General features: G+C 56.3%; 30 protein-coding genes. 23 read left to right on the top strand and 7 right to left on the bottom strand.

What is annotated here, in order from left to right; all coding sequences use genetic code 11:
• Positions 1–60: 60 nt before the first annotated feature.
• The 5 genes from rfbC to J3350_RS04375 are packed head-to-tail and all read left to right on the top strand — an operon-like array spanning position 61 to position 4,622.
• Complete coding sequence (gene rfbC, locus J3350_RS04395; protein WP_097791569.1) at positions 61–627, top strand: dTDP-4-dehydrorhamnose 3,5-epimerase; 567 nt, start codon at positions 61–63, stop codon at positions 625–627.
• Between the two features lie 6 nt (positions 628–633).
• Complete coding sequence (locus J3350_RS04390) at positions 634–1,443, top strand: ABC transporter permease (RefSeq protein ID WP_242960618.1); 810 nt, start codon at positions 634–636, stop codon at positions 1,441–1,443.
• A gap of 12 nt (positions 1,444–1,455) precedes the next feature.
• Complete coding sequence (locus J3350_RS04385) at positions 1,456–2,199, top strand: ABC transporter ATP-binding protein (protein ID WP_097791571.1); 744 nt, start codon at positions 1,456–1,458, stop codon at positions 2,197–2,199.
• 3 nt (positions 2,200–2,202) lie between these two features.
• Positions 2,203–4,089, top strand: coding sequence for a glycosyltransferase (locus J3350_RS04380; RefSeq protein WP_207685827.1), 1,887 nt, complete (start codon positions 2,203–2,205; stop codon positions 4,087–4,089).
• Entirely contained in the window at positions 4,086–4,622 is a 537-nt protein-coding gene (locus J3350_RS04375) for a DUF5662 family protein (RefSeq protein WP_207685826.1), read from the top strand. The genes J3350_RS04380 and J3350_RS04375 overlap by 4 nt, the downstream gene beginning before the upstream one ends.
• Positions 4,623–4,661: 39 nt before the next feature.
• Here the strand turns inward: J3350_RS04375 and J3350_RS04370 are convergent, their stop codons facing one another.
• Positions 4,662–5,963, bottom strand: coding sequence for a cation:proton antiporter (locus J3350_RS04370; protein WP_242700129.1), 1,302 nt, complete (start codon positions 5,961–5,963; stop codon positions 4,662–4,664).
• A 264-nt stretch (positions 5,964–6,227) separates the two neighbouring features.
• The gene (locus tag J3350_RS04365; RefSeq protein WP_207685825.1) at positions 6,228–7,253 is read right to left on the bottom strand and encodes a glycosyltransferase family 2 protein; all 1,026 of its coding nucleotides are present in this window, start codon (positions 7,251–7,253) and stop codon (positions 6,228–6,230) included.
• Positions 7,254–7,485: 232 nt separating this feature from the next.
• Between J3350_RS04365 and J3350_RS04360 the strand changes: the two genes are divergently transcribed.
• On the top strand, positions 7,486–9,069 hold the full coding sequence (locus J3350_RS04360; RefSeq protein WP_207685824.1) for an ATP-dependent DNA helicase RecQ: 1,584 nt from the start codon (positions 7,486–7,488) through the stop codon (positions 9,067–9,069).
• Positions 9,070–9,114: 45 nt separating this feature from the next.
• Here the strand turns inward: J3350_RS04360 and J3350_RS04355 are convergent, their stop codons facing one another.
• Positions 9,115–10,236 (bottom strand): glycosyltransferase family 4 protein, encoded by a 1,122-nt coding sequence (locus J3350_RS04355; RefSeq protein WP_207685823.1) that lies wholly within the window; start codon positions 10,234–10,236, stop codon positions 9,115–9,117.
• Between the two features lie 300 nt (positions 10,237–10,536).
• Here J3350_RS04355 and glmM point away from each other — a divergent pair, with 300 nt between their 5' ends.
• The 3 genes from glmM to J3350_RS04340 are packed head-to-tail and all read left to right on the top strand — an operon-like array spanning position 10,537 to position 12,691.
• On the top strand, positions 10,537–11,922 hold the full coding sequence (gene glmM, locus J3350_RS04350; RefSeq protein ID WP_207685822.1) for a phosphoglucosamine mutase: 1,386 nt from the start codon (positions 10,537–10,539) through the stop codon (positions 11,920–11,922).
• A 26-nt stretch (positions 11,923–11,948) separates the two neighbouring features.
• On the top strand, positions 11,949–12,404 hold the full coding sequence (locus J3350_RS04345) for an InlB B-repeat-containing protein (RefSeq protein ID WP_207685821.1): 456 nt from the start codon (positions 11,949–11,951) through the stop codon (positions 12,402–12,404).
• An 11-nt stretch (positions 12,405–12,415) separates the two neighbouring features.
• The gene (locus tag J3350_RS04340) at positions 12,416–12,691 is read left to right on the top strand and encodes a hypothetical protein (RefSeq protein WP_118552354.1); all 276 of its coding nucleotides are present in this window, start codon (positions 12,416–12,418) and stop codon (positions 12,689–12,691) included.
• Positions 12,692–12,758: 67 nt separating this feature from the next.
• On the opposite strand, the gene J3350_RS04335 is transcribed toward J3350_RS04340, so the two are convergent.
• Positions 12,759–12,980, bottom strand: a complete 222-nt coding sequence (locus J3350_RS04335) for a helix-turn-helix domain-containing protein (protein WP_207685820.1) — start codon at positions 12,978–12,980, stop codon at positions 12,759–12,761.
• Between the two features lie 46 nt (positions 12,981–13,026).
• Here J3350_RS04335 and J3350_RS04330 point away from each other — a divergent pair, with 46 nt between their 5' ends.
• The 4 genes from J3350_RS04330 to J3350_RS04315 are packed head-to-tail and all read left to right on the top strand — an operon-like array spanning position 13,027 to position 14,391.
• Complete coding sequence (locus J3350_RS04330; RefSeq protein WP_207685819.1) at positions 13,027–13,335, top strand: hypothetical protein; 309 nt, start codon at positions 13,027–13,029, stop codon at positions 13,333–13,335.
• Positions 13,302–13,784 carry a Mov34/MPN/PAD-1 family protein gene (locus J3350_RS04325; RefSeq protein WP_242700128.1) on the top strand — a complete coding sequence of 161 codons (483 nt, stop codon included), beginning with the start codon at positions 13,302–13,304 and terminating at the stop codon, positions 13,782–13,784. Before J3350_RS04330 ends, J3350_RS04325 begins: the two co-directional genes overlap by 34 nt.
• Positions 13,781–13,924 (top strand): hypothetical protein, encoded by a 144-nt coding sequence (locus tag J3350_RS04320; protein ID WP_207685817.1) that lies wholly within the window; start codon positions 13,781–13,783, stop codon positions 13,922–13,924. Before J3350_RS04325 ends, J3350_RS04320 begins: the two co-directional genes overlap by 4 nt.
• 5 nt (positions 13,925–13,929) lie before the next feature.
• Positions 13,930–14,391 carry a hypothetical protein gene (locus J3350_RS04315; protein WP_207685816.1) on the top strand — a complete coding sequence of 154 codons (462 nt, stop codon included), beginning with the start codon at positions 13,930–13,932 and terminating at the stop codon, positions 14,389–14,391.
• A gap of 83 nt (positions 14,392–14,474) precedes the next feature.
• On the opposite strand, the gene lepA is transcribed toward J3350_RS04315, so the two are convergent.
• Genes lepA through J3350_RS04300 form a run of 3 tightly spaced genes read right to left on the bottom strand, consistent with a single transcriptional unit; the run spans position 14,475 to position 18,121 of the window.
• Positions 14,475–16,286, bottom strand: a complete 1,812-nt coding sequence (lepA, locus tag J3350_RS04310; protein ID WP_207685815.1) for a translation elongation factor 4 — start codon at positions 16,284–16,286, stop codon at positions 14,475–14,477.
• A gap of 34 nt (positions 16,287–16,320) precedes the next feature.
• Positions 16,321–17,520, bottom strand: a complete 1,200-nt coding sequence (alr, locus tag J3350_RS04305) for an alanine racemase (protein ID WP_207685814.1) — start codon at positions 17,518–17,520, stop codon at positions 16,321–16,323.
• Between the two features lie 31 nt (positions 17,521–17,551).
• Positions 17,552–18,121, bottom strand: a complete 570-nt coding sequence (locus tag J3350_RS04300) for a hypothetical protein (protein WP_207685813.1) — start codon at positions 18,119–18,121, stop codon at positions 17,552–17,554.
• A 287-nt stretch (positions 18,122–18,408) separates the two neighbouring features.
• On the opposite strand from J3350_RS04300, the gene rplM reads away from it, so the two are divergent.
• The 10 genes from rplM to J3350_RS04250 all read left to right on the top strand — a co-directional run.
• Positions 18,409–18,837 (top strand): 50S ribosomal protein L13, encoded by a 429-nt coding sequence (gene rplM / locus J3350_RS04295; RefSeq protein ID WP_097791583.1) that lies wholly within the window; start codon positions 18,409–18,411, stop codon positions 18,835–18,837.
• Positions 18,838–18,854: 17 nt separating this feature from the next.
• A complete protein-coding gene (gene rpsI, locus J3350_RS04290; protein ID WP_097791584.1) occupies positions 18,855–19,253 on the top strand; it encodes a 30S ribosomal protein S9 in 399 nt (132 codons plus the stop codon).
• Between the two features lie 464 nt (positions 19,254–19,717).
• Positions 19,718–20,539, top strand: a complete 822-nt coding sequence (locus J3350_RS04285) for a ParA family protein (RefSeq protein ID WP_014078512.1) — start codon at positions 19,718–19,720, stop codon at positions 20,537–20,539.
• Entirely contained in the window at positions 20,496–21,422 is a 927-nt protein-coding gene (locus tag J3350_RS04280; RefSeq protein WP_207685812.1) for a ParB/RepB/Spo0J family partition protein, read from the top strand. Before J3350_RS04285 ends, J3350_RS04280 begins: the two co-directional genes overlap by 44 nt.
• Before the next feature lie 12 nt (positions 21,423–21,434).
• Positions 21,435–21,710 carry a DUF5720 family protein gene (locus J3350_RS04275; protein WP_009322018.1) on the top strand — a complete coding sequence of 92 codons (276 nt, stop codon included), beginning with the start codon at positions 21,435–21,437 and terminating at the stop codon, positions 21,708–21,710.
• 29 nt (positions 21,711–21,739) lie between these two features.
• Positions 21,740–21,925 (top strand): hypothetical protein, encoded by a 186-nt coding sequence (locus tag J3350_RS04270; RefSeq protein ID WP_009322017.1) that lies wholly within the window; start codon positions 21,740–21,742, stop codon positions 21,923–21,925.
• Between the two features lie 67 nt (positions 21,926–21,992).
• Complete coding sequence (locus tag J3350_RS04265; RefSeq protein ID WP_007886611.1) at positions 21,993–22,853, top strand: DUF6017 domain-containing protein; 861 nt, start codon at positions 21,993–21,995, stop codon at positions 22,851–22,853.
• A gap of 50 nt (positions 22,854–22,903) precedes the next feature.
• A complete protein-coding gene (locus tag J3350_RS04260) occupies positions 22,904–23,215 on the top strand; it encodes a DUF5720 family protein (protein WP_008728385.1) in 312 nt (103 codons plus the stop codon).
• 98 nt (positions 23,216–23,313) lie between these two features.
• Complete coding sequence (locus tag J3350_RS04255; RefSeq protein ID WP_007886614.1) at positions 23,314–23,814, top strand: PcfB family protein; 501 nt, start codon at positions 23,314–23,316, stop codon at positions 23,812–23,814.
• A partial coding sequence (locus J3350_RS04250) for a recombinase family protein (RefSeq protein ID WP_207685811.1) occupies positions 23,811–25,914 on the top strand: 2,104 nt, incomplete at its 3' end. The genes J3350_RS04255 and J3350_RS04250, both read left to right, overlap by 4 nt.

Here is a 25,914-nt window from a genome sequence, read left to right as displayed (position 1 = left end):
GCTTTTCCAAATAAAACCAAAACGATATTTTTCAAAAAAGAAAACAGAGAGGAAACAATTATGGGTAAGTTCACATTTACGCAGACCGAGATCCCCGGTGTCGTCGTCATTGAGCCGCAGGTGTTCGGCGATGACCGCGGCTATTTCATGGAGACCTATCAGAAGGACCAGTTCGCGGCAGCCGGCATCGACAAGGAATTCGTGCAGGACAACCAGAGCCGCTCCACCCGCGGTGTGCTGCGCGGCCTGCATTTCCAGAAGAACCACACCCAGGGTAAGCTGGTGCGCGTGACGAAAGGCGAAGTGTATGACGTCGCCGTGGACTGCCGCCCCCACAGCGCCACCTTCGGCAAGTGGGTGGGTGTGACCCTGAGCGAGGAGAACAAGAAGATGTTCTATATCCCGGAGGGCTTCGCACACGGCTTCCTGGTGCTGAGCGACGTGGCAGAGTTCTGCTACAAGTGCACCGACGTCTACGACCCCACCAGCGAGGGCGGCATCCCCTACGACGACCCCACCGTCAATGTGCAGTGGCCGGACTGCGGCTGCGAGCACAAGACCAGCGCCAAGGACAAGCTGCATGAATCCTTTGCTTCCCAGAAGTTCGAGTTCTTTGAAAAGTGGTGATCGCCTGTGGCAAAATGGAAAGGAATGCTCAACGGCTTCTGGCGGTACCGCTATCTGCTGTGGAACCTCGTCAGCCGTGACTTCAAGCTCAAATACCGCCGCAGTGTGCTGGGCGTGCTGTGGAGCGTGCTGAACCCGCTGCTGATGTGTCTGGTGTACTGGGCCGTGTTCAGCAGCCTGATGGATATGCGGGGCAGCGGCATCGACAACTTCCCGGTCTTCCTGATGTGCGGCCAGCTGCTCTTCAACTTCTTCAATGAGGCCACCTCGTCCAGCATGTCCAGTGTGCTCAGTGCGGCCCCGCTGCTCAAAAAGGTGTATATCCCCAAGTATATCTTCCCGCTGGAAAAGTGCTGCTTTGCCATGGTGAACTGCGTGTTCAGCTTCGTGGCGCTGCTGCTGGTGATGATCTTCACCGGGGCACCGTTCCACCTGACCCTCATTGAGGCCGTCTATCCGCTGGTGACCCTCTTCTTCTTCAGCCTGGGCGTGGGGCTTTTTCTGGCAGCGGCCACGGTGTTCTTCCGCGACATCATGCACATTTGGAGCGTCTTCATCACGGCGCTGCTCTATTTCTCCGCCATCTTCTACGACCCCACCCAGATGACCTTCTCCATCGGCGGCTTCAACATGCAGCAGATCATCAAGCTGAACCCGATGTACTGGTATATTACGGGCTTCCGCCGCACGTTGATGTGGGGCATCTCGCTGGACTTCAACATGTTCGCCGTCTGCGGCCTGTGTGCTGTGCTGTCCATGGTGGTGGGCGTCTGGATGTTCCGCAAAACGCAGGACCGCTTTGTGCTGCACATTTAAGGAGGGGAGAAAATGGAACCGATCATCAAAGTGGACAATGTTTCCATGTGCTTCAACCTCTCCACTGAAAAGCACGAGAGTCTGAAGGAATATCTGCTGGCCATGGTGCAGGGGCGGCTGCAATACGATGAGTTCTACGCCCTGCGGGACGTGAGCCTCGACATCATGCCCGGCGATTTTTACGGTCTGGTGGGCCTGAACGGTTCGGGCAAGTCCACCCTGCTCAAGACCATTGCGGGCGTGTACAAGCCCACCAAAGGCAAAGTGACCGTCAACGGCACCATTGCGCCCCTTATCGAGCTGGGCGCGGGCTTTGACATGGACCTGACCGCCCGCGAAAACATCTACCTCAACGGCACGGTGCTGGGCTTTTCGCCCAAGTACCTCGACGAGAAATTCGACGAGATCGTGGAGTTCAGTGAGTTGCAGAACTTTCTGGACGTCCCGCTCAAGAACTACTCCTCCGGCATGGTGGCCCGCATCGGCTTTGCCATCGCCACCATTACCAAGCCCGACATCCTCATCGCCGATGAGGTGCTGTCGGTGGGCGACTTCCTCTTCCAGCAGAAGTGCGAGAAGCGGATGCAGGAGCTGATGGCGGGCGGCACCACGGTCATTCTGGTGTCCCACTCCATCGAGCAGATCGAGCGGATGTGCTCGAAGGTCGCCTGGTTGAGCCATGGCCGCCTGAAGATGAACGGCGACACCGAGACGGTCTGCAACGCCTACAAGGCAACGCAGCGCGGCGAGGCATAAGCGATGAATGTACGACTGAAACGCGCCAGAGAGCTGGCGGGCTATGCCGTCCAGCTGACGAAGGACGAGGGCCTGGGTACCATGCTGGTGCGGGGTGCGGGCTTCGTCCGGCGCCGCTGCTTTGGCAAAAAGGCCCGCTATCTGCCCGCCAAAAAGGTGCTGGAAGCCCAGCGCGCCGAACTGGCCGGGAAGACGGCAGACACCTGCGGCCTGCCGACCATCTCCATCCTGACGCCGCTGTATAATACGCCGGAACGATACCTGCGGGAATTTCTGGATTCCTTCCTTGGGCAGACGGCCCCCAACGGGGAGCTTTGCCTTGCCGATGCGTCCGATGCGGAACACGCCGGGGTGCAGCGGGTCGTGGAGGAATATCAGGAAAAGAATCAACGCATCGTATACAAAAAGATCGAAAACAGGGGCATTGCGGCCAACACGAACGCGGCCGCAGCCCTTGCTTCGGGCGAATATCTTGCGCTGGCCGACCACGACGACATTCTGGCCCCCCATGCGCTGTACACGATGGGCAAGGCCATTTTGCAGCTGCGGGCGCAGGGAAAGCCGGACGGCTTCCTTTACAGCGACGAAGCGCTCTTCTCCAAAACCATCCAGCGGCCCATCGTGGCGCATTTCAAGCCGGATTATGCCCCGGACTACCTGCTCTGCTGCAACTACATCTGCCATCTGGCCGTCTTCCGGAAAACGCTGTGGGAGGCCGTGGGCGGTGAGCGCCCGGCCTGCGACGGCAGCCAGGACCACGACCTCTTCCTCCGGCTCATCGAGCAGGTGGGCGGCGCGGCCCATGTGCCCCAGGTGCTCTATTACTGGCGGGTCCACGCCGGGTCTACGTCCGGCGGCACCGAGGCCAAGCCCTACGTGGCCGAAGCCGCAAAAAAGGCGCTGGCCGACCATCTGGCCCACACCGGCCGGACCGGCACCGTGGAGAATGGGCTTTTTCCAAGCACCTACCGCGTGAAGTGGGACATCGAGGGCGACCCGAAGGTCAGCATCCTCATCCCCAACAAGGACCACACCGCCGATCTGGAAAAGTGCCTGCAAAGCATCTGGAAAAAGACGACGTGGGACAATTACGAGGTCATCGTCATCGAGAACAACTCCACCGACCCGGCGACCTTCGCCTACTACGAAGCGGCAAAGCAGCGGTACGACGGCCTGCGGGTCGTCACCTACCCGGAACAGGGCTTCAACTTCTCCGGCATCAACAACTTCGGCCGGAAAGCGGCTGCGGGTGAGTACCTGCTGCTGCTCAACAACGACGTGGAAGTCCTGAACGGAGACTGGCTCACCGAACTGCTGCGGCAGTGCGCCCACAAGGGCGGTGCCGCCATCTGCGGTGCCATGCTCTATTATCCGGACGATACGCTGCAGCATGCGGGCGTCATCACGGGTCTGGGCGGCTACGCGGGCCACAGCCACAAGTATAAGCAGAAGGGCGGCAGCGGCTATCTGTTCCGCACCGCCACCGTGCAGGACTTCTCCGCCGTGACGGGGGCCTGCCTGCTGGTCCGGGCCAGCGTCTACGACGAAGTGGGCGGGCTGGATGAGCAGTTCGCGGTGGCGTTCAACGATGTGGACTTCTGCCTGCGGGTGCGGGATGCGGGCTACCGCATTGCCTGGACGCCCTATGCACAGCTGGTCCACTACGAGAGCAAGAGCCGCGGCGGCGATGAGAAAGACCCGGCCAAGGCGGCGCGGTTCGCGGCGGAACAGCAGCGGCTCTATGCCATCCACGGCAAAGAGGATATCCTGGACGACCCCTACTACAACCCCAATCTGACCCGCGACCGGGAGGATTTCTCGGAGAGCGACGATCTGCGGCGGCTGAAAGAGGGAACGGTGACCGTACGTTTTCGCGGAGGCGAAGCATGAACATCAAAGGCCATTTTGAGACCATCACCCGGCACAAGCTGCTGGTGATGAAATACTGCTTTGAATGCGGTCTGTACGAACAGGGCCTGGCCCATGACCTGAGCAAATACAGCCCCACGGAGTTCATCCCCGGCTGCATCTACTATCAGGGCGACCACAGCCCCAATGAGGCCGAGCGGGAGGCCAGAGGCTACTCCTCGGCGTGGCTCCACCACAAGGGCCGCAACAAGCACCATCTGGAATACTGGATCGACTACAGCACCAACAAATCCGGCATGGCGGGCATGAAGATGCCCCTGCGCTATGTCTGCGAGATGGTCTGCGACCGGGTCGCGGCCAGCCAGATCTATCTGGGCGACCGGTACACCGACGCCTCGCCGTGGGAATATTACGACCGCAGCAAGGGCCACTATATGCTCCACCCGGAGACCCGCGCCCTGCTCGAAAAGCTGCTGAAAATGGTGCGCGACCTCGGCCAGGAGCGGACCTTCGCGTACATGAAATTTCTGCTCGGCTGTCAAACGGATTACTGAAAAAAGACCTCTCCGGCTGTGTTCGGAGAGGTCTTTTTGTCAGTCCAGTGTGACCGGAGCTTCGGGTTTGTTGGCCGTGCGGGCGCTGGTGCGGCCTTCCGGCTCGATCTCACCCGCCGCAGTCAGGCTGATCTTGGTCAGGGTCGGGCCGACCAGCTCATACACGAGCACCGAGAAGAGCACGACGTTCCGCACCATGTGGCCGTCGGAGAGCTCGGCGGCTTCGGCCGCCATGCCCAGTGCAACGCCGGCCTGGGGCAGCAGAGTGATGCCGAGATACTTCTGGATGTTGTCGCTGCAGCGGGTGGCGCGGCAGCTGAAGTAAGAGCCGGAGATCTTGCCCAGCGAACGGGATGCGATGTACACCACGCCGATGAGGAGCACCAGCGGGTTCGAGAGGATGTTCAGATCCAGCTCGGCACCGCTGAGCACGAAGAACAGGATGTTGACCGGCGAGACCCAGCGGTCCAGACGGTCCATCAGCTCATCGGACGTGGGGCAGATGTTGCAGAAGACGGTGCCGGTCATCATGCAGACCAGCAGCAGCGAAAAGCCGCAGTGCACCGGCCCGATCTGGAAGGTGACCATGGAGAAGCCGACCGTCAGCAGAACGAAAGCCACCGAAAGGCTCATGCGCTTGGAGCGGGAGTGGAAGTAGATCTCCAGTTGGTTGAGCACAAAACCGGCCAGCGCACCCAGACCCAGCGAGAGGATGATCTCCACCAGCGGCTCCACGATGACGCCGAGAGGGTCGATGCGGCCCTGCTCCAGCGCGTTCGCCACGCCGAAAGAGGCAGAGAAGAGGACGAGGCCGACGGCGTCGTCGATGGCGACGACCATCAGCAGCAGGTGGGTCAGCGGGCCGTTGGCCTTGTACTGCTTGACGACCATCAGGGTCGCAGCCGGGGCCGTGGCCGCTGCGATCGCACCCAGCGTGATGGCCGAGGCCATGGAGATGACATCCGGGCGGAGCAGGTGCAGGACGACCAGCGCGAGATCCACCAGTGCGGTGGTAACGACGGCCTGCAGGATGCCGACCGTGATGGCCTGCCGGCCCATGCTTTCCAGCGTGGTCAGACGAAATTCGTTGCCGATGACGAAGGCGATGAAGCCCAGCGCCACCTGGGTGATGAGGCCGTAGCTCTCCACCTGGGCCAGGCTCCCGAAGCCGATGCCCCAGCCGCTCAGGCCGAGCCGCCCCAGAAAGAAGGGCCCCAGCAGCAGGCCCGCCACCAGATACGACGTCACGGCGGGCAGGTGGGCGACCTTGGCCAGCCGGGACATCAGAAGCCCCGCGATCAATGCGAGGGACAGACAGATGAGTAATTGTTCCATGTTCATTGCGGGAGCGCGTTTTACCCTTCGGCTCCCCGATCCTTCCTTTGAATGTGCTGCAAGCGGGGCGGATGCCGGGCCGCCGGGCGCTGCGCGTTGAAATGATGCCTAAAAATTATACTCCATTGTAAGCAAAAAAGCAACAACAGTTCATCTGCTTAAAATCTGAAGTTTTCCTAACGTGCTGGGATACAAGAAAAAACCGGGCTGCTGAAAACGACAGCAGCCCGGTTTTGGAAACATTTGTGCAAAAATGCAACAAGAATTGTCTCAATTGAATTTGAAGATCTTCTGTGCGATGCGGTAACAGCCCACCACGATGGCATCGCCCTTGGGGAAGTTCAGGTTGGTGATGCCGCCGAAACCGTAGCGAATGGCGCGGTAGACATCGGGTTTGGTGTTCTCCTTGAGGTACTTCCACAGGTCGGCTTTCTTGGCCTGCGCCTCGGCGCTGCCGTCCAGCAGCAGGAAGATGTCGCTGACGGCCATCATCGTGGAAAGGTAGTGCAGCATATAGGCGCGCAGGCGCTTTTCGTTCTTGAGGGCGTCGAGGTCCTGGCAGGCGATCATGTGTCGGGTCACGCGCAGCTGCTGATCCACCCGCTTGACCATGACGCTCTCGTTCACGCTCTGGTCCGAGCGGCCGATGAAGTAGCGGTAGAGGTCAAGATCCATGTAGTACATGCTCTTGACGTAGGGCAGCGGCTGGTAGACGAAGATGTTGTCCACATAGAAGGTGTGCTTGGGCAGCACCATGCCGCAGTCCCGCAGGACCTGGGTGCGGTAGATGACCGAGTGCATCAGCAGGTTCTGGTCCGGGCGGAAGTGGCCCACGTGCATCCAGCTGAACAGGCGGTTCTCCGGGAAGACGTTGGTGTAGCGCACGGTGTGGCTGGTGTTGTCCTCCACATGCTCGTAGACGTAGTTGCAGATCATCAGGTCGGGGGCGGTGCCGCGGGCCACAAGAGTCTGCAGCTTGGCCAGCACGGTCTTCAGGGCGGCGGTGTCCAGCCAGTCGTCGCTGTCCACGACCTTGTAATACAGGCCGGTGGCGTTCCGGATGCCCTGATTCACGCCCTCGCCGTGGCCGCCGTTCTCCTGATGGATGGCCTTGACGATGGTGGGGTATTGGGCGGCATATTCATCGCAGATGGCCGGGGTCTCGTCCTTGACGGAACCGTCGTCCACCAGGATGATCTCGGCCTGCTCCCCGGCGGAGAGCAGGGTCTCGATGCAGTGGCGCATATAGGCCGCCGAGTTGTAGCACGGGACGGCAAAGGTAATCAATTTCTGCATAGGTTGAAATACTCCTTTTTTCATCAGATCCGGCACAGCATGGGCCGGGATGGAGATATGTGTTCTTATTATATCATTTTCGCGCCTGAAAAGCTATCCGTTGGAAAAAATCCGTTTGTTATTTCGCGCATTCCGGCAAAAAAACGAGGCCATCCCCCTGCGAAACCGGCAGTTTTGTGGTATACTGAGAGGGCTGCGAAGGCAGCTCTCATAGAGTATAACGGAGGAACGCATGGAAAACCCGCATTCGATTCTAAAAAAAGTGTTCGGCTATGATGGCTTCCGCCCCGGTCAGGAAGAGATCGTCTCCCGGCTGCTGGCCGGGCAGGACGTTCTGGCCGTGATGCCCACCGGTGCGGGCAAGTCCATCTGCTACCAGGTGCCCGCGCTGCTGCTGCCGGGCATCACCATCGTGGTCTCGCCGCTGGTCAGCCTGATGAAAGATCAGGTTGGGGCGCTGGTGCAGGCCGGTGTGGCGGCGGCGTTCCTGAACAACAGCCTGACCGACAACCAGAAAGCCCTGATGCTCCGCCGTGCGCGGGAGGGCTGGTATAAGATCATCTACGTGGCCCCGGAGCGGCTGGAGATGCCGGGTTTCCAGCGGTTCGCGCAGGAGCGGGAGATCAGCATGGTGACGGTGGACGAGGCCCACTGCATCAGCCAGTGGGGGCAGGACTTCCGCCCCAGCTACCTCCGCATCAAGGCGTTCGTGGACGGCCTGCCCAGGCGCCCGGTCATCGGGGCGTTCACAGCGACGGCCACGGCCCACGTCCGGGACGATATCCGGAGCTGCCTCGAACTGAAAGACCCCTACGAGGTCACGGCCAGCTTCGACCGCCCGAACCTCTACTTCGAGACCCGCCGCGCCCTGCCCAGCGAGAAGCCCCGCGTTCTGCTGGAACTGGTGCTCAGGGAGCGGGACCATGCGGGCATCATTTATTGCAGCACCACCCGGCAGGTGGACGAGACCACCCGCCTGCTGCAGAGCCGGGGCATCCGGGCAGCGGCGTACCACGCCAAGCTCGACCCCGATGCCCGGCGGCAGAATCAGGACGACTTTCTGTACGACCGCATCCAGATCATGGTGGCGACCAATGCGTTCGGCATGGGCATCGACAAGCCCAATGTCCGGTTCGTCATCCACTACAACATGCCCAAGGATCTGGAGAGCTACTATCAGGAGGCCGGGCGGGCCGGCCGCGACGGCGAACCGGCCCGGTGCACCCTGCTCTACTCCGGCACCGATGTGCGGACCATCCGGTTCTTCATCGAAAAGGAGATGGAGGCCGACAACGGCCTGCCCGCCGACGTCAAGGCCGAAGCCGCCCGCAAGGCCGAAGAGCGGCTCAAGTATATGACCTTTTATTCCACCACACCGCGCTGCCTGCGGGGCTTTCTGCTGAGCTACTTCGGCGAGGCTGCACCTCAAAAGTGCGGCAATTGCTCCAACTGCCTGCTGGCCGAACAGGCGGCAGAACAGGTGGAGCAGCAGGCGGCGCAGGCCAGAGAACGGGCCGCTGCCAGCGCCAGACGTCTGGCTGGCGGCCGCCGCCGCAATGCAGACGATGTGCCCCTGAGCGAAGCGGACGAAGCGCTGCTGGGCGCGCTGTACGCCCTGCGCAAGCGGCTGGCGGCAAAGCAGAAGGTGCCCGCCTACATGATCTTCAACGATGCCACCCTGCGCGAGATGGCCCGGAAAAAGCCGCTCAGCCTTGACGAGCTGCTGAACATCACCGGCGTGGGCGAAAAGAAAGCCGCCCACTATGGCCGCGACTTCCTCCGCGTCATCGAGGAGATGGTGGAGAGCCGGGGCTGAAAAAACGAACAGGCCCACCGGCGCTGCCGGTGGGCCTGAGATGGTTCAGGTTGTTTGGTAGAGCTTCAGGGTCGCATCCACGACCTTGTCCCACTGGAAGCGGTCGCAGATGTAATCCGAGGAGAGCCGCTTGAACATCCGGACTGCGTTGGGATGCTCGATGGCATAGCGCAGCTTGGCTTCCAGATCGTTCACGTCGCCCTGGCGGAAGGTGATCCCCCGGTCATGGATGACGTTGGTGCATTCCTCAATGTCCGACACCAGCACACAGTTGCCGTAGCTCATGGCCTCCAGCAGGGAGAGGGGCATTCCCTCCAGGTCGCTGGGCAGAACGAACAGATAGGCGTTGCTGTACAGCTCATCCCGCAGCGCGCCGTCCACGAAGTCGGTGAAGAGGATGCGGTCGTCGCCGGCGGCCAGAGCCTTCAGGGTGTTCATGTAATCGCCGGAGTCGGACACGCCGCCCGCAATGACCAGCTTTTTGTCGGTCTTGAGCCGCCTGAAGGCTTCGCACAGATGGTGGCAGCCCTTTTCCGGTACCAGACGGCCCAGAAACAGCAGGTAGGAACCGTATTCCAGCCCAAACCGTTCCCGGATGAGCTCCGGCGGGGCATATGCCGGGCGGTTGACGCCGTTGGGGATGTAGTGAGTCTCGCGGTGATAGGTGTCGCGGAAATAGGTCTGGTTGCTGTGGTTGAGCACGATGATCTCGTGCGCGAACCGGGCACCGACCTTCTCGCCGAAGTGGATGTACCAGGAGCCGAAGCTGCCCTTCCACTTGTCCCGCGCCCAGTCCAGCCCATGGACCGTCAGGACGACCCGCTTGCCGAACAGCCGGGGAAGCCAGCAGAAAGCGGCCGGGCCTTCGGCATGGACGTGCACGACATCGTAAGGGCCGAGCGCCGCCGCAAGGCTGGCAAAAAAGCTGGATGTAACGGCCGCAAGCCCTTTTTTGTCCAGTGTAGGCACATGGCGGATGCGAATGCCGCGGTATTCGTCCAGCTTTTGCACTTCATATTCTTTTCCGCTGACGTGCTGGCCGGTACGGTTGAAACAGGTGACCTGATGCCCCTTTTCGACCATCCGAGCGGCCAGCTCTTCAACAACGACCTCGATGCCGCCCTCGTGGGAGGGGACACGCTTGTGGCCGAGCATTGCAATCCGCATGATTGTCCATTCCTTTGTCTGTTGTAGAGGAGCACCGGCAAGCCCTGCGGTGCTCTGATGTGTCTTTCATTCTACACAGTTTTGCGGTTCAGGTCAAGAAAAAATAGGAAATCCGCGAAAATTTGCAAAATCATGTCGAAAGAATGAAATTTATTGAATGATCTGAAAGGTTTCCACTGCTTTTGGGAAAATCCAAATTCAGGATGGAAACTTCCGCGTCAATATGTTATGATATAAAATACAGAACGATCTTGCTGAACAAATACTGATTTTATATAGAACGAAAAAGGAAGGATCATTATGGGAAAGTATTTTGGGACCGATGGCTTCCGCGGCGAAGCCGGGATCACGCTGACCGCTGACCACGCCTACAAGGTGGGCCGCTTCCTCGGCTGGTATTACAACAAGCTCCGCGAGCGCAACGGCAACAACGAGCCTGCCCGCATCGTCATCGGCAAGGACACCCGCCGCAGCTCCTACATGTTTGAGTACAGCCTTTGTGCCGGCCTGACGGCCTCCGGCGCAGATGCCTATCTGCTGCACGTCACCACGACGCCCTCTGTGGCCTACATCGCCCGCGTGGATGACTTTGACTGCGGCATCATGATCTCGGCCAGCCACAACCCGTTCTACGACAACGGCATCAAGCTCATCGACTGCTACGGCGAGAAGATGCCCGAAGAGACCCTGCTGCTGGTGGAGGACTACATCGACGGCAAGCTCCACGTCTTCGATCAGGACTGGCCGGAGCTGCCCTTTGCCCACCGCGAGCACATCGGCTGCACCGTGGACTATGTGGCAGGCCGCAACCGCTACATGGGCTACCTCATCAGCCTGGGCATCTACTCCTTCAAGGGGATCAAGGTCGGTCTGGACTGCGCCAACGGTTCCAGCTGGAACATCGCGAAGTCTGTGTTCGATGCTCTGGGTGCCGACACCTACGTCATCAACAACAAGCCGAACGGCCTGAACATCAACAACAATGCCGGTTCCACCCACATCGAGGGCCTGCAGAAGTTCGTGGTCGAGAATCATCTCGACGTCGGCTTTGCCTACGACGGCGACGCCGACCGCTGCCTGTGCGTGGACGAGAAGGGCAATGTCATCACCGGCGATCACATCCTATACATCTATGGCTGCTACCTGCAGGAACATGGCGAGCTGATGAACAATACCGTCGTCACGACCGTGATGTCCAACTTCGGTCTGTACAAGGCCTTTGATGAAAAGGGCATCGGCTACGCCAAGACCGCCGTCGGTGACAAGTATGTTTACGAGTACATGGCCAAGAACGGTTGCCGCATCGGTGGTGAGCAGAGCGGCCACATCATCTTCAGCCAGTACGCCAGCACCGGCGACGGCATCCTGACCAGCCTGAAGATGATGGAAGTCATGCTGGCCAAAAAGCTGCCCATGAGCAAGCTGGCCGAGCCGCTGACCATTTATCCGCAGGTGCTGGAAAATGTCCGCGTGACCGACAAGAAGGCGGCGCAGGCCGATGCCGCTGTGCAGGCCGCCGTCAAGGCGGTGGCTGAGGCACTGGGCGACACCGGCCGCATTCTGGTCCGTGAGTCCGGCACGGAGCCGCTTGTCCGCGTTATGGTGGAAGCCCCCGACCACGACACCTGCCAGAAGTACGTGTCGCAGGTCGTGGAGGTCATCGAGGCGCAAGGGTATGGCGTCTGAACGACGCCTCAAAAAGAGGAAGTGCAATGAAACGAGTAAAACAGAGGCTCGCCGTGCTGCTGTGCATCGCAGCACTGTGTGTGCTGGCCCCGGCGGCGCTGGCTGCCCAGCCGTTGGACGAGAGCGAGAACGACGGAAAAGTTATCATTTATTTTGAAACCTGCGGCGGCACCGGCATCCCGGTGGTGGAGCGTACCAATGCCGACGGCAAGCTGTCCAGCCTGCCCACCCCCATCATGGAAGGCTATACCTTCAACGGCTGGTTCACCGACATCGTGGGCGGCGACGCCATCGTCGCGGGTGAGACTGTGTTCTCCGGCGAAGAGGCCACCGTCTACGCGCAGTGGAGCCCCATCGACCAGGTGCCCACCGAGCCGACGGCTCCGGCTGACACCGCTGCGGGCATTCTGGAGCGCCATAAGGGCACGATTTTGATCGTGGGCGGCATGCTGGTGCTGGTCGCAGTAGGCCTTGCAATGTGAAAGGGACTGGAATGGAACAAAAACTGAAACTGCCCGCCCAGTGCGCAGCGATCCCGCAGGAGGAGCTGGAATCCATCTGCGGCGGTGCCCCCGCCTGGTTCGAAAACACCGTCACCGCAGTCAAAAATACCCTCCGCCCGGCCAAGCCCTACCTCAAGGCCGCCTGGGAGGTGCTCATGGTCACGATGGCCTGCATCAATGAGCTGTATCAGGCATACGGCTATGGCATGATCGTCATCTCTTCTCTGAAAGGCATCAAGAAGTGCCTGAAGGAGTTTGGACAGTAAATTACAGAAAACGCAACAGGCCCCCACCTTCTGAGTTTCGATGCTTCAGAAGATGGGGGCCTGTTTATCATACGGGAAAGGGACGAGGAATATCACTGACGCCAGTGATATAGTTCATATCGACGTTATAAAACTTCGCTAATTGAATCAGGCACTCGACGGGGATTCGAACTTTCCCTTTTTCATAGTCTGAATAGGTCGTTTGCGCAACATGAATCGCTTTTGCAACCTGTGTTTGATTCAGGTCATGGTCGTTGCGAAGCTCTCGAACACGTTCAACGTATAGCATGAAATCACCTCTTTGTAGAAAGTCTACAAAGGATGAATGTCGCATCTTGATTTTTAACGGAAAATCCGTTAAAATGGAGTGGGAATTGAAAATACAGGAAAACAGACAAGTTCTTTGTGTTTTCAACAATCAAAAATTCGCAAGTGCAAAAAGGAAGGAAATCATGATGAAAAAAGTTGAATGGATCCGTACGACTGAAAAACTGAAAGAGATTCCGACAATTGCGTTTAACAGCGATGTGTTTGAATGCCCGAACTGTCATAATACGGAATATCGTCTTGTTCCGAGTTGGCAGAATAAGTCTGACACGCCTTGTAGCGCATGTGGCTATTCTCCGATGTACCGTGTGCAGTGATTGAAATAAACGAAGAGGTTCAAAATGCGATTCGCGACTGTGTTTTGAAAAGCGGCCAGAAGTTTGAAGTAGGCGGAATCCTGTTGGGAAGGAAAATGCCACAAAAGATTCTGGTGGAAGAACTTACAATTCCAGAAGACTTTCAAAATTGCAAGAGAGGAAGTTTTCAATTGGATGGAAAAGTAGCTGCTGAAAGTTGCGAAAAACTCATAGCGAAAGCGCCTTGGCTTGATGTGGTCGGTTTGTGGCACAGTCACCTATATGGAATTGCCGAGTTTTCATCACAAGACCGGCAGACAAATCAACTGTTTTCAAGAATTTATGGAAGATGCGTTTCAGTTCTTGCGGTTCAGTTGATAGAGACTGTCCAAATCAATCTTTATGAACTGGACGATGAAGGAAACGCTTATTTAGCGAAGATACTTTTGAATGGAGGATATGAATCATGAACGAAATGACTTTGAAGTGTATGGCATACGACGGCGAATGCTGCAAAGACTGCCGATTTTATGTGCAGGGATATTGTCAGTGCAAGGATGAATCGACCAGTGCATACCGCACTGCCTGTGCAGATTTTGAGGAGATGTAACTGCAATGATTCGTGATAACGATTTGAAAAGCTGTGAGGGGACAAACTGCTATTTTTCCGGGGCAGCAGCTGAAAAAATTAACTTGAAATTGGTAGAAGAACTCCTGAAAGAGAAGAATGATGCACAATACGGTCTTCCGATTCAGTTCGGAAGGGATGAAGTAAAACATGGTGGTTTGCTGAATGCAACGAAAGAAGCCTGTCTGACCATTGTGAATCAGACGCATCCGGAAGATTATTTCAAGTACTGCATCATTCTTCGCAAACAAGGAAACAAGGTTTGGTTTCAGTGCTTCTACTACGGGCAAAGCGTCCTGACGGGAAAAAAGCATCAAGAACAGGAGAGAGCAAATAGTCTGAGCGGAATGCTTTTGAACGCACTTTCGCATGTGAATGAAATGGACTATGATGCGGAGTATCAGTACTACCATGATTTTGAAAACATGGTAAAAGACGTGTTCGTCTAAAGATAACAAAAATAAAATAGCAAAAAACCGCTTCGTGTATGAACATTCACACGGAGCGGTTTTTTATAAAAAGGGATTGTTAATCAATCGTCATCGCTGTCGAGCTTCAGCACGGCCGTGAAGGCCTCGCTGGGAAGGGAGACGCTGCCGAGCTGGCGCATCTTCTTTTTGCCTTCCTTCTGCTTTTCGAGCAGCTTCTTCTTGCGGGTGATGTCGCCGCCGTAGCACTTGGCCAGAACGTCCTTGCGCATGGCCTTGACGGTCTCACGGGCGATGATCTTGCCGCCGATGGCAGCCTGGACCGGGATCTCGAACAGGGTGCGGGGGATGTTGTCCCGCAGCTTTTCGCAGATGCGGCGGCCCTTGCCGTAGGCGTTGTCGCGGAAGACGATCATGGACAAAGCGTCCACGGGGTCGCCGTTCAGCAGGAAGTCCAGCTTCACGAGGTCGCTCTCGCGGTACTCCTTGAACTCGTAGTCGTAGCTGGCATAGCCGCGGCTGCGGCTCTTGATGGCGTCGAAGAAGTCATAGACGATCTCGCCCAGCGGAAGTGCATAGTGCAGGTCCACCCGGACGTCGTCGAGATACTTCATGTCGGCCAGAACGCCGCGCTTCTGCTGGCAGAGGTCCATCAGGCTGCCCACATATTCGTTGGGGGTGTAGAGGTGGACGTCCACGAACGGCTCCTCCTGCTTGACGATGGTGGACGGGTCCGGATAGCTGGACGGGTTGTCGATCATCTCGACCGTGCCGTCGTTCAGGGTCAGGCGGTAGCGGACGCTGGGGGTGGTGGTGATGATGTCGAGGTCGAACTCGCGCTCCAGACGCTCGGTGATGATCTCCATGTGGAGCAGGCCGAGGAAGCCGCAGCGGAAGCCAAAGCCCAGGGCCGCACTGGTCTCCATCTCAAAGGTCAGGGAGGCGTCGTTCAGCTGCAGCTTTTCCAGTGCGTCCTTCAAGTCGGGGTACTTGGCACCGTCGGCGGGGTAGATGCCGCAGAAGACCATGGGCTTGACCTGACGGTAGCCGGGCAGGGCTTCGGCAGTGGGGCGGTTGGCCAGCGTGACGGTGTCGCCCACGCGGGTGTCCTGCACGGTCTTGATGCTGGCGGTCAGGTAGCCGACCTCACCGGCCTGCAGCTGGTCGCAGGGGGTCAGGCTGGTCGCGCCCATGTGGCCGACCTCCACCAGCGTGAACTGGGCACCGGTGGCCATCAGGCGGATGGTGTCGCCGGGCTTGACGGTGCCCTCGAAGACGCGGATGTAGACGATGACGCCCTTGTAGCTGTCATAGATGCTGTCAAAGATCAGGGCCTTGAGGGGGGCGTCCGGGTCGCCGGTGGGGGCGGGGATGTCGCTGACCACCCGCTCCAGCACCTGGTCGATGTTCAGGCCGGTCTTGGCCGAGACGCGGGGTGCATCCAGGCAGGGCAGACCGATGACGTCTTCCACTTCCTGCGCCACCTCGTCCGGGTGGGCGCTGGGCAGGTCGATCTTGTTCAGGATGGGTACCAGCTCCAGATCGTGTTCCAGCGCCATGTAGGTGTTGGCCAGCGTCTGGGCCTCGACGCCCTGGGTAGCGTCCACCACCAGGATCGCGCCTTCGCAGGCGGCCAGGCTGCGGCTGACTTCATAGGCAAAGTCTACGTGGCCCGGCGTGTCGATGAGGTTGAACTCGTAGACCTTGCCGTCTTTGGCGGTGTAGTTCATGGTCACGGCGCGGGCCTTGATGGTGATGCCGCGCTCGCGCTCGATGTCCATGTTGTCGAGGATCTGGTCCTCCATGGTGCGCTCGTCCACGCTCTTGGTCAGCTCCAGAATGCGGTCCGACAGGGTGGATTTGCCGTGGTCGATGTGTGCGATGATGCAGAAATTGCGGATGTTGTCTCTTGCCATCTGTTCCTCCAACGGAAAATAGTGGGTGTTCGATTTATGATAAGATCCAGTCCTCCACGGCGATGATCCGGCCGTGTTCGAGGTAGACGCGGGGCACCCGGCGGGAGACCCCGCAGAGCACCTCGTAGGAAATGGTATCGGTCTTGCGGGCGATGTCCTCGGCGCTGTCGCTGACGGTGCCGCCCCAGAGGATGGCCTCGTCGCCCTCCTGCACAACGGGCACGGCGGTGACATCCACCATGAGCTGGTCCATGCAGACCCGGCCCAGCACCGGGCAGGGGACGCCGTGGACTTCTACGATGCCCTTGCCGCAGCTCAGCAGGCGGGGGTAGCCGTCGGCGTAGCCGGTGCAGAGGGTGGCCACTCTGGTGGGGGTTTCGGCGGTGAAGCGCCGGCCATAGCTGGTGGATTGGCCCGGCTGCAGCTCCTTGACCATACTGACCACGGTTTTGAGTTTCATGACCGGGCGGAACTTCCCGAAGCGGACTTCGTCGCTGGGGTCGAAGCCGTACAAAATGATGCCGGGGCGGGCCATGCAGGGCACGGAGACCGCGCTGCTGGGCCAGTCGGGATGGAGCATGACCCCGGCGGAGTTGTCGCAGTGGACGAGCGGCGGCTCCTGCCCGGCAGCCTTTAAGGCGCGGTAGGCGCGGAGAAAGAGCTGGTACTGCTCCTCGGTGTAGGCGACATTCCCGGCATCGGTGTCGTCGGCCACGGCGAAGTGCTGGAACAGGCCGGTCATCCGCAGGCCGGGCAGGGTGCAGACCTCCAGCATCTCGGCGATGGCCCAGTCAAAATCGGTGCGCAGGGCAAAGCCGATGCGGCCCATGCCGGTGTCGGCCTTGAGGTGGATGTCCACAGTCCCGCCCGCCCGTTCGGCAGCCGCACTCAGGGCCTTTGCCTGCGGCAGCGAGTAGCAGGCGGCGGTGATGTGCTGCTCGATGAGGGCGGAGGCGTACTCCGGCTCCACATGGCCCAGAATGAGGATGGGCAGCGTCCGCCCGGCATTGCGCAGCTGCAAGGCCTCGGCCAGGCAGCTGACGGCCAGCCAGGCCGCGCCCTCCTCGGCGAAGACGCGGGAGCACTGGATGGCCCCATGGCCGTAGCTGTCGGCCTTGACGACGGCACAGAGCGGCAGGCCGCCCGCCCGCTCCTTCACGGCCCGGAAGTTGGCCCGCAGGGCGTCGAGGTCGATCTCGGCCCAGACATGTTTTTCAAAGGTGGTTGTCGGCATGGAAGATCCCTTCCTTTTCTGTGAGCGGCCCTCAGGTCAGGGAAACGCTCTCTACAAGATTCACGATATCACTGATGGAGGCCAGCTTGGTCAGGCCCGAAACATAGACCACATCGCCGCTGTCGTATTCCACGGTGGCAAGGACTGCATAATAGGCCTGAATGTCGCAGCGCACGGCGGTGACGGTGGCCCCCTCGATCTGGATCTTGACCTTGCGCGGGCTGATGACGCCGTAGGCGCTCTTCAGGTCGGATTCCGACTGGCCGATGTAATCCTCGTAGGTCGAGGCGTCCCCCCGCTGGAACAGCACGATCTGATAGTTCGCGTTGTCGCTGTCGGTGCCGGAGGCCAGCTTGAGGGCGTGGCCGAGGGTGTCGTCCTCGGTCATCTCGCACACGGGCCAGACGGCGCTTTCGTAGTCCAGCACGATGCCGTTGTCGGCGGTGTAGTGGGTGTCGGGGGCTGCCGGGGTGCGGCGGTTGACGACCAGCGTCAGCACAAAGTAAGCCAGCGCACCGACCAGCACGATCACGCCCATGGCGAGCAGCAGCCGGGATGCCCGCTGCTGGGAAGAGTCCTGCGTGTGAATGTTCTTCGGCATGGAATCGTCTCCTTTTTACAATATCAAATATAGTATAGCACATCTCTGGGCAAAATTGTAGCGCCCTGCCCCAGAAATCCGCCCGCAGCGGCAAAAAATCAGTTGAAAAATCCAAAATCTGAAATCGCGAGATTTCAAGAGATTTCAAGCGAAAACGAGAGAATGAAAAGTTTGTACCGAAAAAATCAAAAAATTCTGTTGACAGGCGCGTTTTTGTGATGTATACTGACACTCGCGCCCCAAAAGGGTGCCTGAACCGTTAAAACACTTATCAGGAGGAAATAGATATGAGCACTACTCTCGTAAAGCCCGCTGAAGTCGAGCGCAAGTGGTATCTGCTCGACGCATCCGGCAAGAGCCTGGGTCACGTCGCTGCTGAGGCTGCTGTTCTGCTGCGCGGCAAGCAGAAAGTCAACTACACCCCCAACGTCGATTGCGGCGATTACGTCGTCGTCATCAACTGTGACGAGGCTGTCCTGACCGGCAAGAAGGCCGAGCAGAAGTTCCACATCACCCACAGCAAGTTCATCGGCGGCCTGAAGAAGGTCCAGTACAGCAAGCTGATGGCTGAGAACAGCGATCTGGCTATGACCTACGCTGTCAAGGGCATGATCCCTTCCAACACCATCGGTGCCAAGGCTCTGACCCGCCTGCACTGCTACAAGGGTGCTGAGCATGCTCAGGCAGCTCAGAAGCCCGAAAAGATCGAGTTCTAAGAAGGAGGCAATCGAATATGTACGAAACCAAACCTTATTTCTACGGCACTGGTCGTCGTAAGAATTCCGTTGCCCGCGTTCGCGTTTACACCGGCACCGGCAAGATCACCATCAACGATCGCGACATCGACAGCTACTTCGGTCTGGAGACCCTGAAGCTGATCGTCCGTTCTCCGCTGGTCCTGCTGGGCCTGGAGGGCAAGTATGACGTCGTCGTCCGCGTTTCCGGCGGCGGTGTTTCTGGTCAGGCTGGCGCAATCCGCCACGGCCTGAGCCGCGCCCTGCTGCAGCAGAGCGATGAGAACCGTGCAGTCCTGAAGAAGGCTGGCTTCCTGACCCGCGATCCTCGTATGAAGGAACGTAAGAAATACGGCCTCAAAGCTGCACGTCGCGCTCCGCAGTTCAGCAAGCGATAATCGACTGCTCAGACTATATCAAAATGGTTCAAAAAGCCCGGAAAATCAAGGTTTTCCGGGCTTTTGCTATATCTAAACGGGCTGATATGGTTTGACCAAATTTGGCAAAACGAGAGCCGATTTCATCCAATTTTTAGTGGTCCGCAAGTGGTTAACTGGCTAAAAAGAGGGCAAAAAGAGGGGAAAGTGGTTCCCAAAGTGGTTAACCGAGAGCCGATTTTTGGGGTGCTTTTCAGCCCTCCTTCCCCTCGTTTTTTGGCTGTGGCAGTTTGGCATAGTTTGAGCTAATTTGAATAATTGAATATGAATTTGATGTAGCACACAGTATAAATGCTGGGTGCTTTTTTCATTTCAGGAACTCGTATTCCGGCGATAGAAAGAGCCGTCACTTCACTGTTAATTTTGAAGTGGCGGCTTTTTCTATTTCCAGAAACAACAGCAACAATCAGAAATGAGGTGAAGTCATGAACACACAAATCATCGCCATCGCCAACCAGAAAGGCGGCGTTGGCAAAACAACAACCTGTGCGAACTTGGGAATAGGTCTGGCACAGGCCGGAAAGAAAGTGCTTCTGATCGACGGGGACCCGCAAGGAAGCCTGACAATCAGCTTGGGAAATCCGCAACCAGACAAGCTGCCATTTACACTATCGGATGCAATGGGCAAAATTCTGATGGATCAGCCTATACGCCCCGGAGAAGGTATTCTGCATCATGCAGAAGGCGTTGACCTGATGCCTGCGGATATTCAGCTTTCCGGTATGGAGGTTTCTCTGGTAAACGCCATGAGCCGTGAAACGATTTTACGGCAATACCTGGACACACTGAAGGGACAATATTCCCATATCCTGATTGACTGTCAGCCTTCGTTGGGGATGCTTACGGTCAATGCGCTGGCGGCTGCGAATAGGATCATCATTCCCGTTCAGGCAGAGTATCTGCCCGCTAAAGGGCTGGAACAGCTTCTATCTACGGTCAGTAAGGTGAAACGGCAGATCAATCCAAAGCTCCAGATTGACGGTATCCTGCTGACGATGGTGGATAACCGCACCAACTTTGCCAAAGAGATTGCTGCTTTGCTGCGGGACACCTATGGAAGTAAAATCAAAGTCTTTGGAACGGAAATCCCCCATTCTGTCCGGGCAAAGGAAATTAGCGCAGAGGGAAAAAGTATTTTCGCCCATGACCCTGGCGGCAAGGTGGCAGAGGGGTATCGAAATCTGACGAAGGAGGTGTTGAAACTTGAAAAGCAGCGCGAAAAAAATAGAGCTGGCCTCGGTAGATGATCTGTTCTCCACCGAAGAAGGCCGTCAGGATGCAAAGCTGGAAAAGATTCAGGAGATTCCGCTGTCTGAACTGCATCCCTTTAAGAACCACCCATTCAAAGTCAAGGATGACGAAGCCATGATGGAGACCGCTGACAGTATCAAGCAGTATGGCGTTCTGGTTCCGGCGATTGCTCGACCGGACCCGGAGGGCGGTTATGAGCTGGTAGCCGGACACAGGCGGCACAGAGCCAGTGAGCTGGCAGAAAAGGAGACCATGCCGGTCATTGTTCGGGATTTGGATGATGATGCCGCCACGATCATTATGGTTGACAGCAACCTGCAACGAGAAAGCCTGCTTCCCAGTGAAAGGGCCTTTGCCTATAAGATGAAACTGGATGCCATTAAGCACCAAGGAGCCAGGACGGATTTAACCTCGGCCCAAGTTGGGCCGAAGTTGACTGCGGCAGAAAAAATCGCGGAGAACAGTCCAGATAGCAAATCACAGATTAAAAGATTTATCCGTCTGACCGAGCTGATTCCCGAACTGCTGGACATGGTGGATGAAAAGAAGATTGCCCTGAACCCTGCCTATGAGCTGTCCTTTCTCAAAAAGGAGGAACAGGTAGACCTGTTGGACGCGATGGACAGCGAACAGGCTACCCCTTCTCTTTCTCAAGCCCAGCGGCTCAAGAAATACAGTCAGGAGGGGCATCTGACCCTCGATATGATGCGTGTCATCATGGGTGAGGAAAAGAAAAGCGATCTGGACCGAGTGACATTTACCTCTGACACGTTGCGGAAGTATTTTCCTAAAAGCTATACGCCCCAGCGGATGCAGGAGACCATTATCAAGCTATTGGAACAATGGCAGCGTAAACGTCAGAGAGACCAGGAGCGATGAAAGGAGCCGCCTATGAAAGATATTTCAGCCCGTGAGCTGAAAGGACACAACATTCTCGCCGTAGAGAGGTTTTGGGATAACACCCGCTGGATGATTGAGTTTTCCGTCCTGCGTCCCAGCACAGCTTACGGCAGTCCCGGAGAGGAAATGCGGCTGTTTTTGACTGAAGACGGGTATCAGGCCGCCCTGCAAAGCCAGCAGCGCCGGGAGATCAAGATCAAGCGTTACGCTCGTGTGATTGAGGGACATATCCTCGATTTCAAACCGGGAAAACGCCGCCGCTCATAAACCCATACAACGAAAGGAAAGGAATGACTATGTGTACGGTAAAGGAAATTCAAGAAGCAATCCGGGAAGATTGCAAATCTCAGCATGACATGGAATCAACGGATATTGACCGAGTGATGCAAACACTTCCTTTCGCCCAGGAGGAGCCATTTACAGAGGCGCGTCCTCGAAAGCCGCTGTTTTGGTTCTATGCAAGAAAATTTGAAAAGTGTTGAACACCGCAATTCTTTGGAATGAGGATTGCGGTTTTTTTGTACCCAAAATTCGGAAGGAGTGAGGTCGATGGCCGTTTTTCGCATTGAACGGACCCGTGATTATACCGTGATGAGCAATCATCATTTACGAAATGCAAACCTGTCGTTAAAAGCCAAGGGACTGCTTTCCATGATGTTATCTTTGCCAGAGGACTGGAATTACACCACCCGTGGTCTTGCAAAGATCTGTAAGGAGGGCGTGGATGCCATAGGCGCTGCGTTGCGGGAATTGGAGGCTGCCGGTTACATTGTGCGGCACAAGCTGCGTGACCGGCAGGGACGCATCAGCGATACAGAGTATGTCATATACGAGCAGCCACAGCTTAGAAAACCGGATACGGATTCACCAGATACGGAAAACCCGTATATGGATAAACCGGATACGGAAAAGCCCGCAGAATTAAATATAGAGAAATCAAATACTCAAAAACAAAATATTTATGGATCAAGTACCGATTCCATTCCCTTCCGGGATTGCGCGGCAGATTGTCTGCCGGAACGGAAAGGAAGGGATGCGATGTCACTCACAGAGATAGAGAGTTATCGGGAATTGATTCAGGAGAATATCGGGTATGAATACCTGTGTCAGCAGTATGAAACTTATCGGGAGGATTTGGATGAGATTGTGGAGCTAATCGTGGAAACGGTCTGTGCAAAGCGAAAGACCACCCGTATTGCAGGAAGCGATTTTCCGCATGAAATCGTTCGTTCCAGGTTCTTGAAGCTGGATAACTCGCACATTGAGTTTGTCATGGACTGTTTACAGAAGAACACCACGGAAATTCGTAACATGAAGCAGTATCTTCTGACCGTTCTGTTTAATGCACCGACCACGATAAGCAATCATTACACCTCACAAGTAAATCACGATCTGTATGGCGGCTGGTAAATGGTCGCTTTTTTATTGCCCGGAACTGCCGGGAGAAAGGAGCAAGCATAATGTCTGAGGGAAAGACCATAGGGCAGCTGATGGAAGAAATGCGGGCAAAGGCAGGAGCGCAGAATTATCACGGTCATGGATATATGGACCTCCAGCGTTTTGCGGAGGACACCCGGCACATGATTATTTTTGATGTGCTGACGAACGATTCCCCTGTTGGCTGGAAAGGCGAACGAACCCGCCTGTTCCTGTCGGATACCGGTTATGAAAAAGCACTGGATAGTCAGGAAAAGGGGCAGATTAAGATTTTGAGCCACGCAAAGGTACGTCAGGGCAATCTGCACTATGACCGTTCTGACCAGTTACGCTAAGGAGGGCGGTATGAAGCGTTATCTTCTGCGGCGGCTGGTGGTTCCGCCTTAGCAAAAAAAGAGATTCCCTGCAAACTTCGTGGAAAGGAGGCGAGAAAATGCAGGAAGAAGTGGAAAACAGAACTTTGACGCTGGTTGTCAGTGGAACAAAGTTTACCGGCAGAATGTTTAAGGCTGCCATAAGCAAGTACATGGCACATCGCAAGGAAAAGAAGCTGGAAAAACAGAGAAGCCGTGATGCGCCGGTTGTTCCGCATGGAAAACAGACTGTGAAGCAGCTTGTCGGGCAGAATCAGGGAATATCCAACATTGAGATCACAGACCCCTCTATCAAGGAGTTTGAGAAAATCGCCCGGAAATATGGTGTGGATTATGCGGTGAAAAAGGACCGCAGCAGTTCTCCGCCAAAGTACCTGATTTTTTTCAAAGGCCGTGATGCAGATGCTCTGACAGCAGCTTTTACAGAGTACACCAACAAAAAGGTCAAAAAGGCAACGAAAACAGAGCGCCCGTCCGTACTGGCAAAACTTAACCAGTTCAAAGAGATGGTTAAAAATGCTGTGGTGGATCGCACCAAGCGAAAGGAGCTGGAACGATGAAAAAGACATTGGACATCAAAAAGCTCGTTTTGCTGAATATGCCGTATATCCTGCTGGGGCTGTTTGCTACCAATTTTGGAGAGGCATGGCGAATGGCACAAGGGGCAGATGCTTCAGAAAAGTTTCTTTCGCTGGTTGCGGTTCTGCCTGGGGCGTTGCAAAGTTTCTGGCCAAGCCTGCATCCATTGGATTTGTTGGTAGGGCTGTGCTGCGGTGTTGGTCTGAGGCTGGCGGTGTATCTTAAAAGCAAGAACGCCAAGAAATATCGACATGGTTTGGAATATGGTTCGGCCCGCTGGGGAACCCGTGAGGATATTGCACCTTACGTTGATCCTGTATTTCAGAACAATGTGATTCTGACGAAAACGGAGAGCCTGACCATGAACAGCCGCCCCAAGGACCCCAAGACTGCCAGAAACAAAAATGTACTGGTGATTGGCGGCTCCGGTTCCGGTAAGACCCGATTCTGGCTGAAACCCAACCTGATGCAGATGCACAGCTCCTATGTTGTGACGGACCCGAAGGGAACCATTTTGGTGGAGTGCGGAAAAATGCTCCAAAGGGGTGCGCCCAAGCTGGGGAAGGACGGAAAGCCCATGAAGGATAAGCACGGCAAGGTCATTTATGAGCCGTACCGAATCAAGGTCCTAAATACCATCAACTTCAAAAAATCCATGCATTATAATCCCTTTGCGTATATTCACAGCGAAAAGGATATTTTGAAGCTGGTAACAACGCTGATCGCCAATACCAAAGGCGAAGGCAAGGCCGGAGACGATTTCTGGGTAAAAGCGGAAACATTGCTGTATTGCGCGTTGATTGGATATATCCACTATGAAGCTCCGGTGGAGGAGCAAAACTTCTCCACCCTCATCGAGTTCATCAACGCCATGGAAGTCCGTGAGGATGACGAGGAGTTCAAAAACCCCGTAGACCTGATGTTTGATGCACTGGAATCGGAAAAGCCAAACCACTTCGCAGTGCGGCAGTATAAGAAATATAAGCTGGCAGCCGGTGTTGTATGCTCTAAAAGACTTCTTAATCAAGCGGTTGGGAAGTCTCTTAGAACACACAACCTAAAACCGAAGAAAGGAGCGCAAGTTATGAGAAAAAACGAGAAAATCACAGCTCTGTACGAACGACTGAGCCGTGATGACTTTGGCAAAGATGATGACCAACAGCGTGAGAGCAATTCCATTTCCAATCAAAAGGCTATGTTGGAGGAGTTCGCCGCACGGCAGGGCTTTACGAACATTGTCCATTTCACGGACGATGGCATTAGTGGTACTTGCTTTGACCGTCCCGGATTTTTGGCAATGATGAAAGAGGTGGAAGCCGGGAATGTGGAGTACCTGTGTATCAAGGACATGAGCCGCATGGGTCGTGACTATCTGAAAGTCGGTCAGATTATGGAAATCCTGCGTCAGCGTGGCGTTCGACTTATCGCCATCAATGACGGCGTGGACAGTGCCAGAGGGGACGATGATTTTACCCCTTTCCGCAACATTATGAACGAGTATTACGCCAGAGACACCAGCCGTAAAATCCGTTCCACTTTCCAGTCAAAAGGCAAGTCCGGCAAGCACCTCACAGGCACGGTCATTTACGGCTATCTCTGGAACGAAGCCAGAGACCAATGGTTGGTTGACCCCGAAGCCTCTGATGTGGTCAAGCGCATCTTTGCCATGACGATTGAGGGCTACGGTCCGTATCAGATCGCCAGCAAGCTGAAAGAAGAAAAAGTCCTCATTCCGTCCGCTTACCTTGCCCAGCACGGCGAGGGCGTGAACAAGAATAAGACTTTCAAAGATGTGTACGGCTGGGGTTCTTCCACCATCTGCAACTTTCTTGAAAAGCGTGAATATCTGGGACACACCATCAATTTCAAGACCCGAAAGCACTTCAAGGACAAGAAAAGCCATTATGTCCCGGAGGACGAATGGACGATTTTTGAGAATACGCACGAAGCCATTATTGACCAGCAGACCTTTGACCTTGTGCAGAAAATCCGTGGGAATGTCAGACGCTACCCGGACGGCTGGGGCGAAGCAGCTCCCCTCACAGGCTTGCTTTATTGTGCCGATTGCGGCGGCAAGATGT

The organism is Faecalibacterium sp. Marseille-Q3530, assembly GCF_017377625.1.
In the GTDB taxonomy this organism is placed as follows: Bacteria; Bacillota; Clostridia; order Oscillospirales; family Ruminococcaceae; genus Faecalibacterium; species Faecalibacterium prausnitzii_E.
The sequence above is the reverse complement of the archived record's forward strand: the minus strand, read 5'-3'. Positions and strand labels throughout refer to the sequence as shown.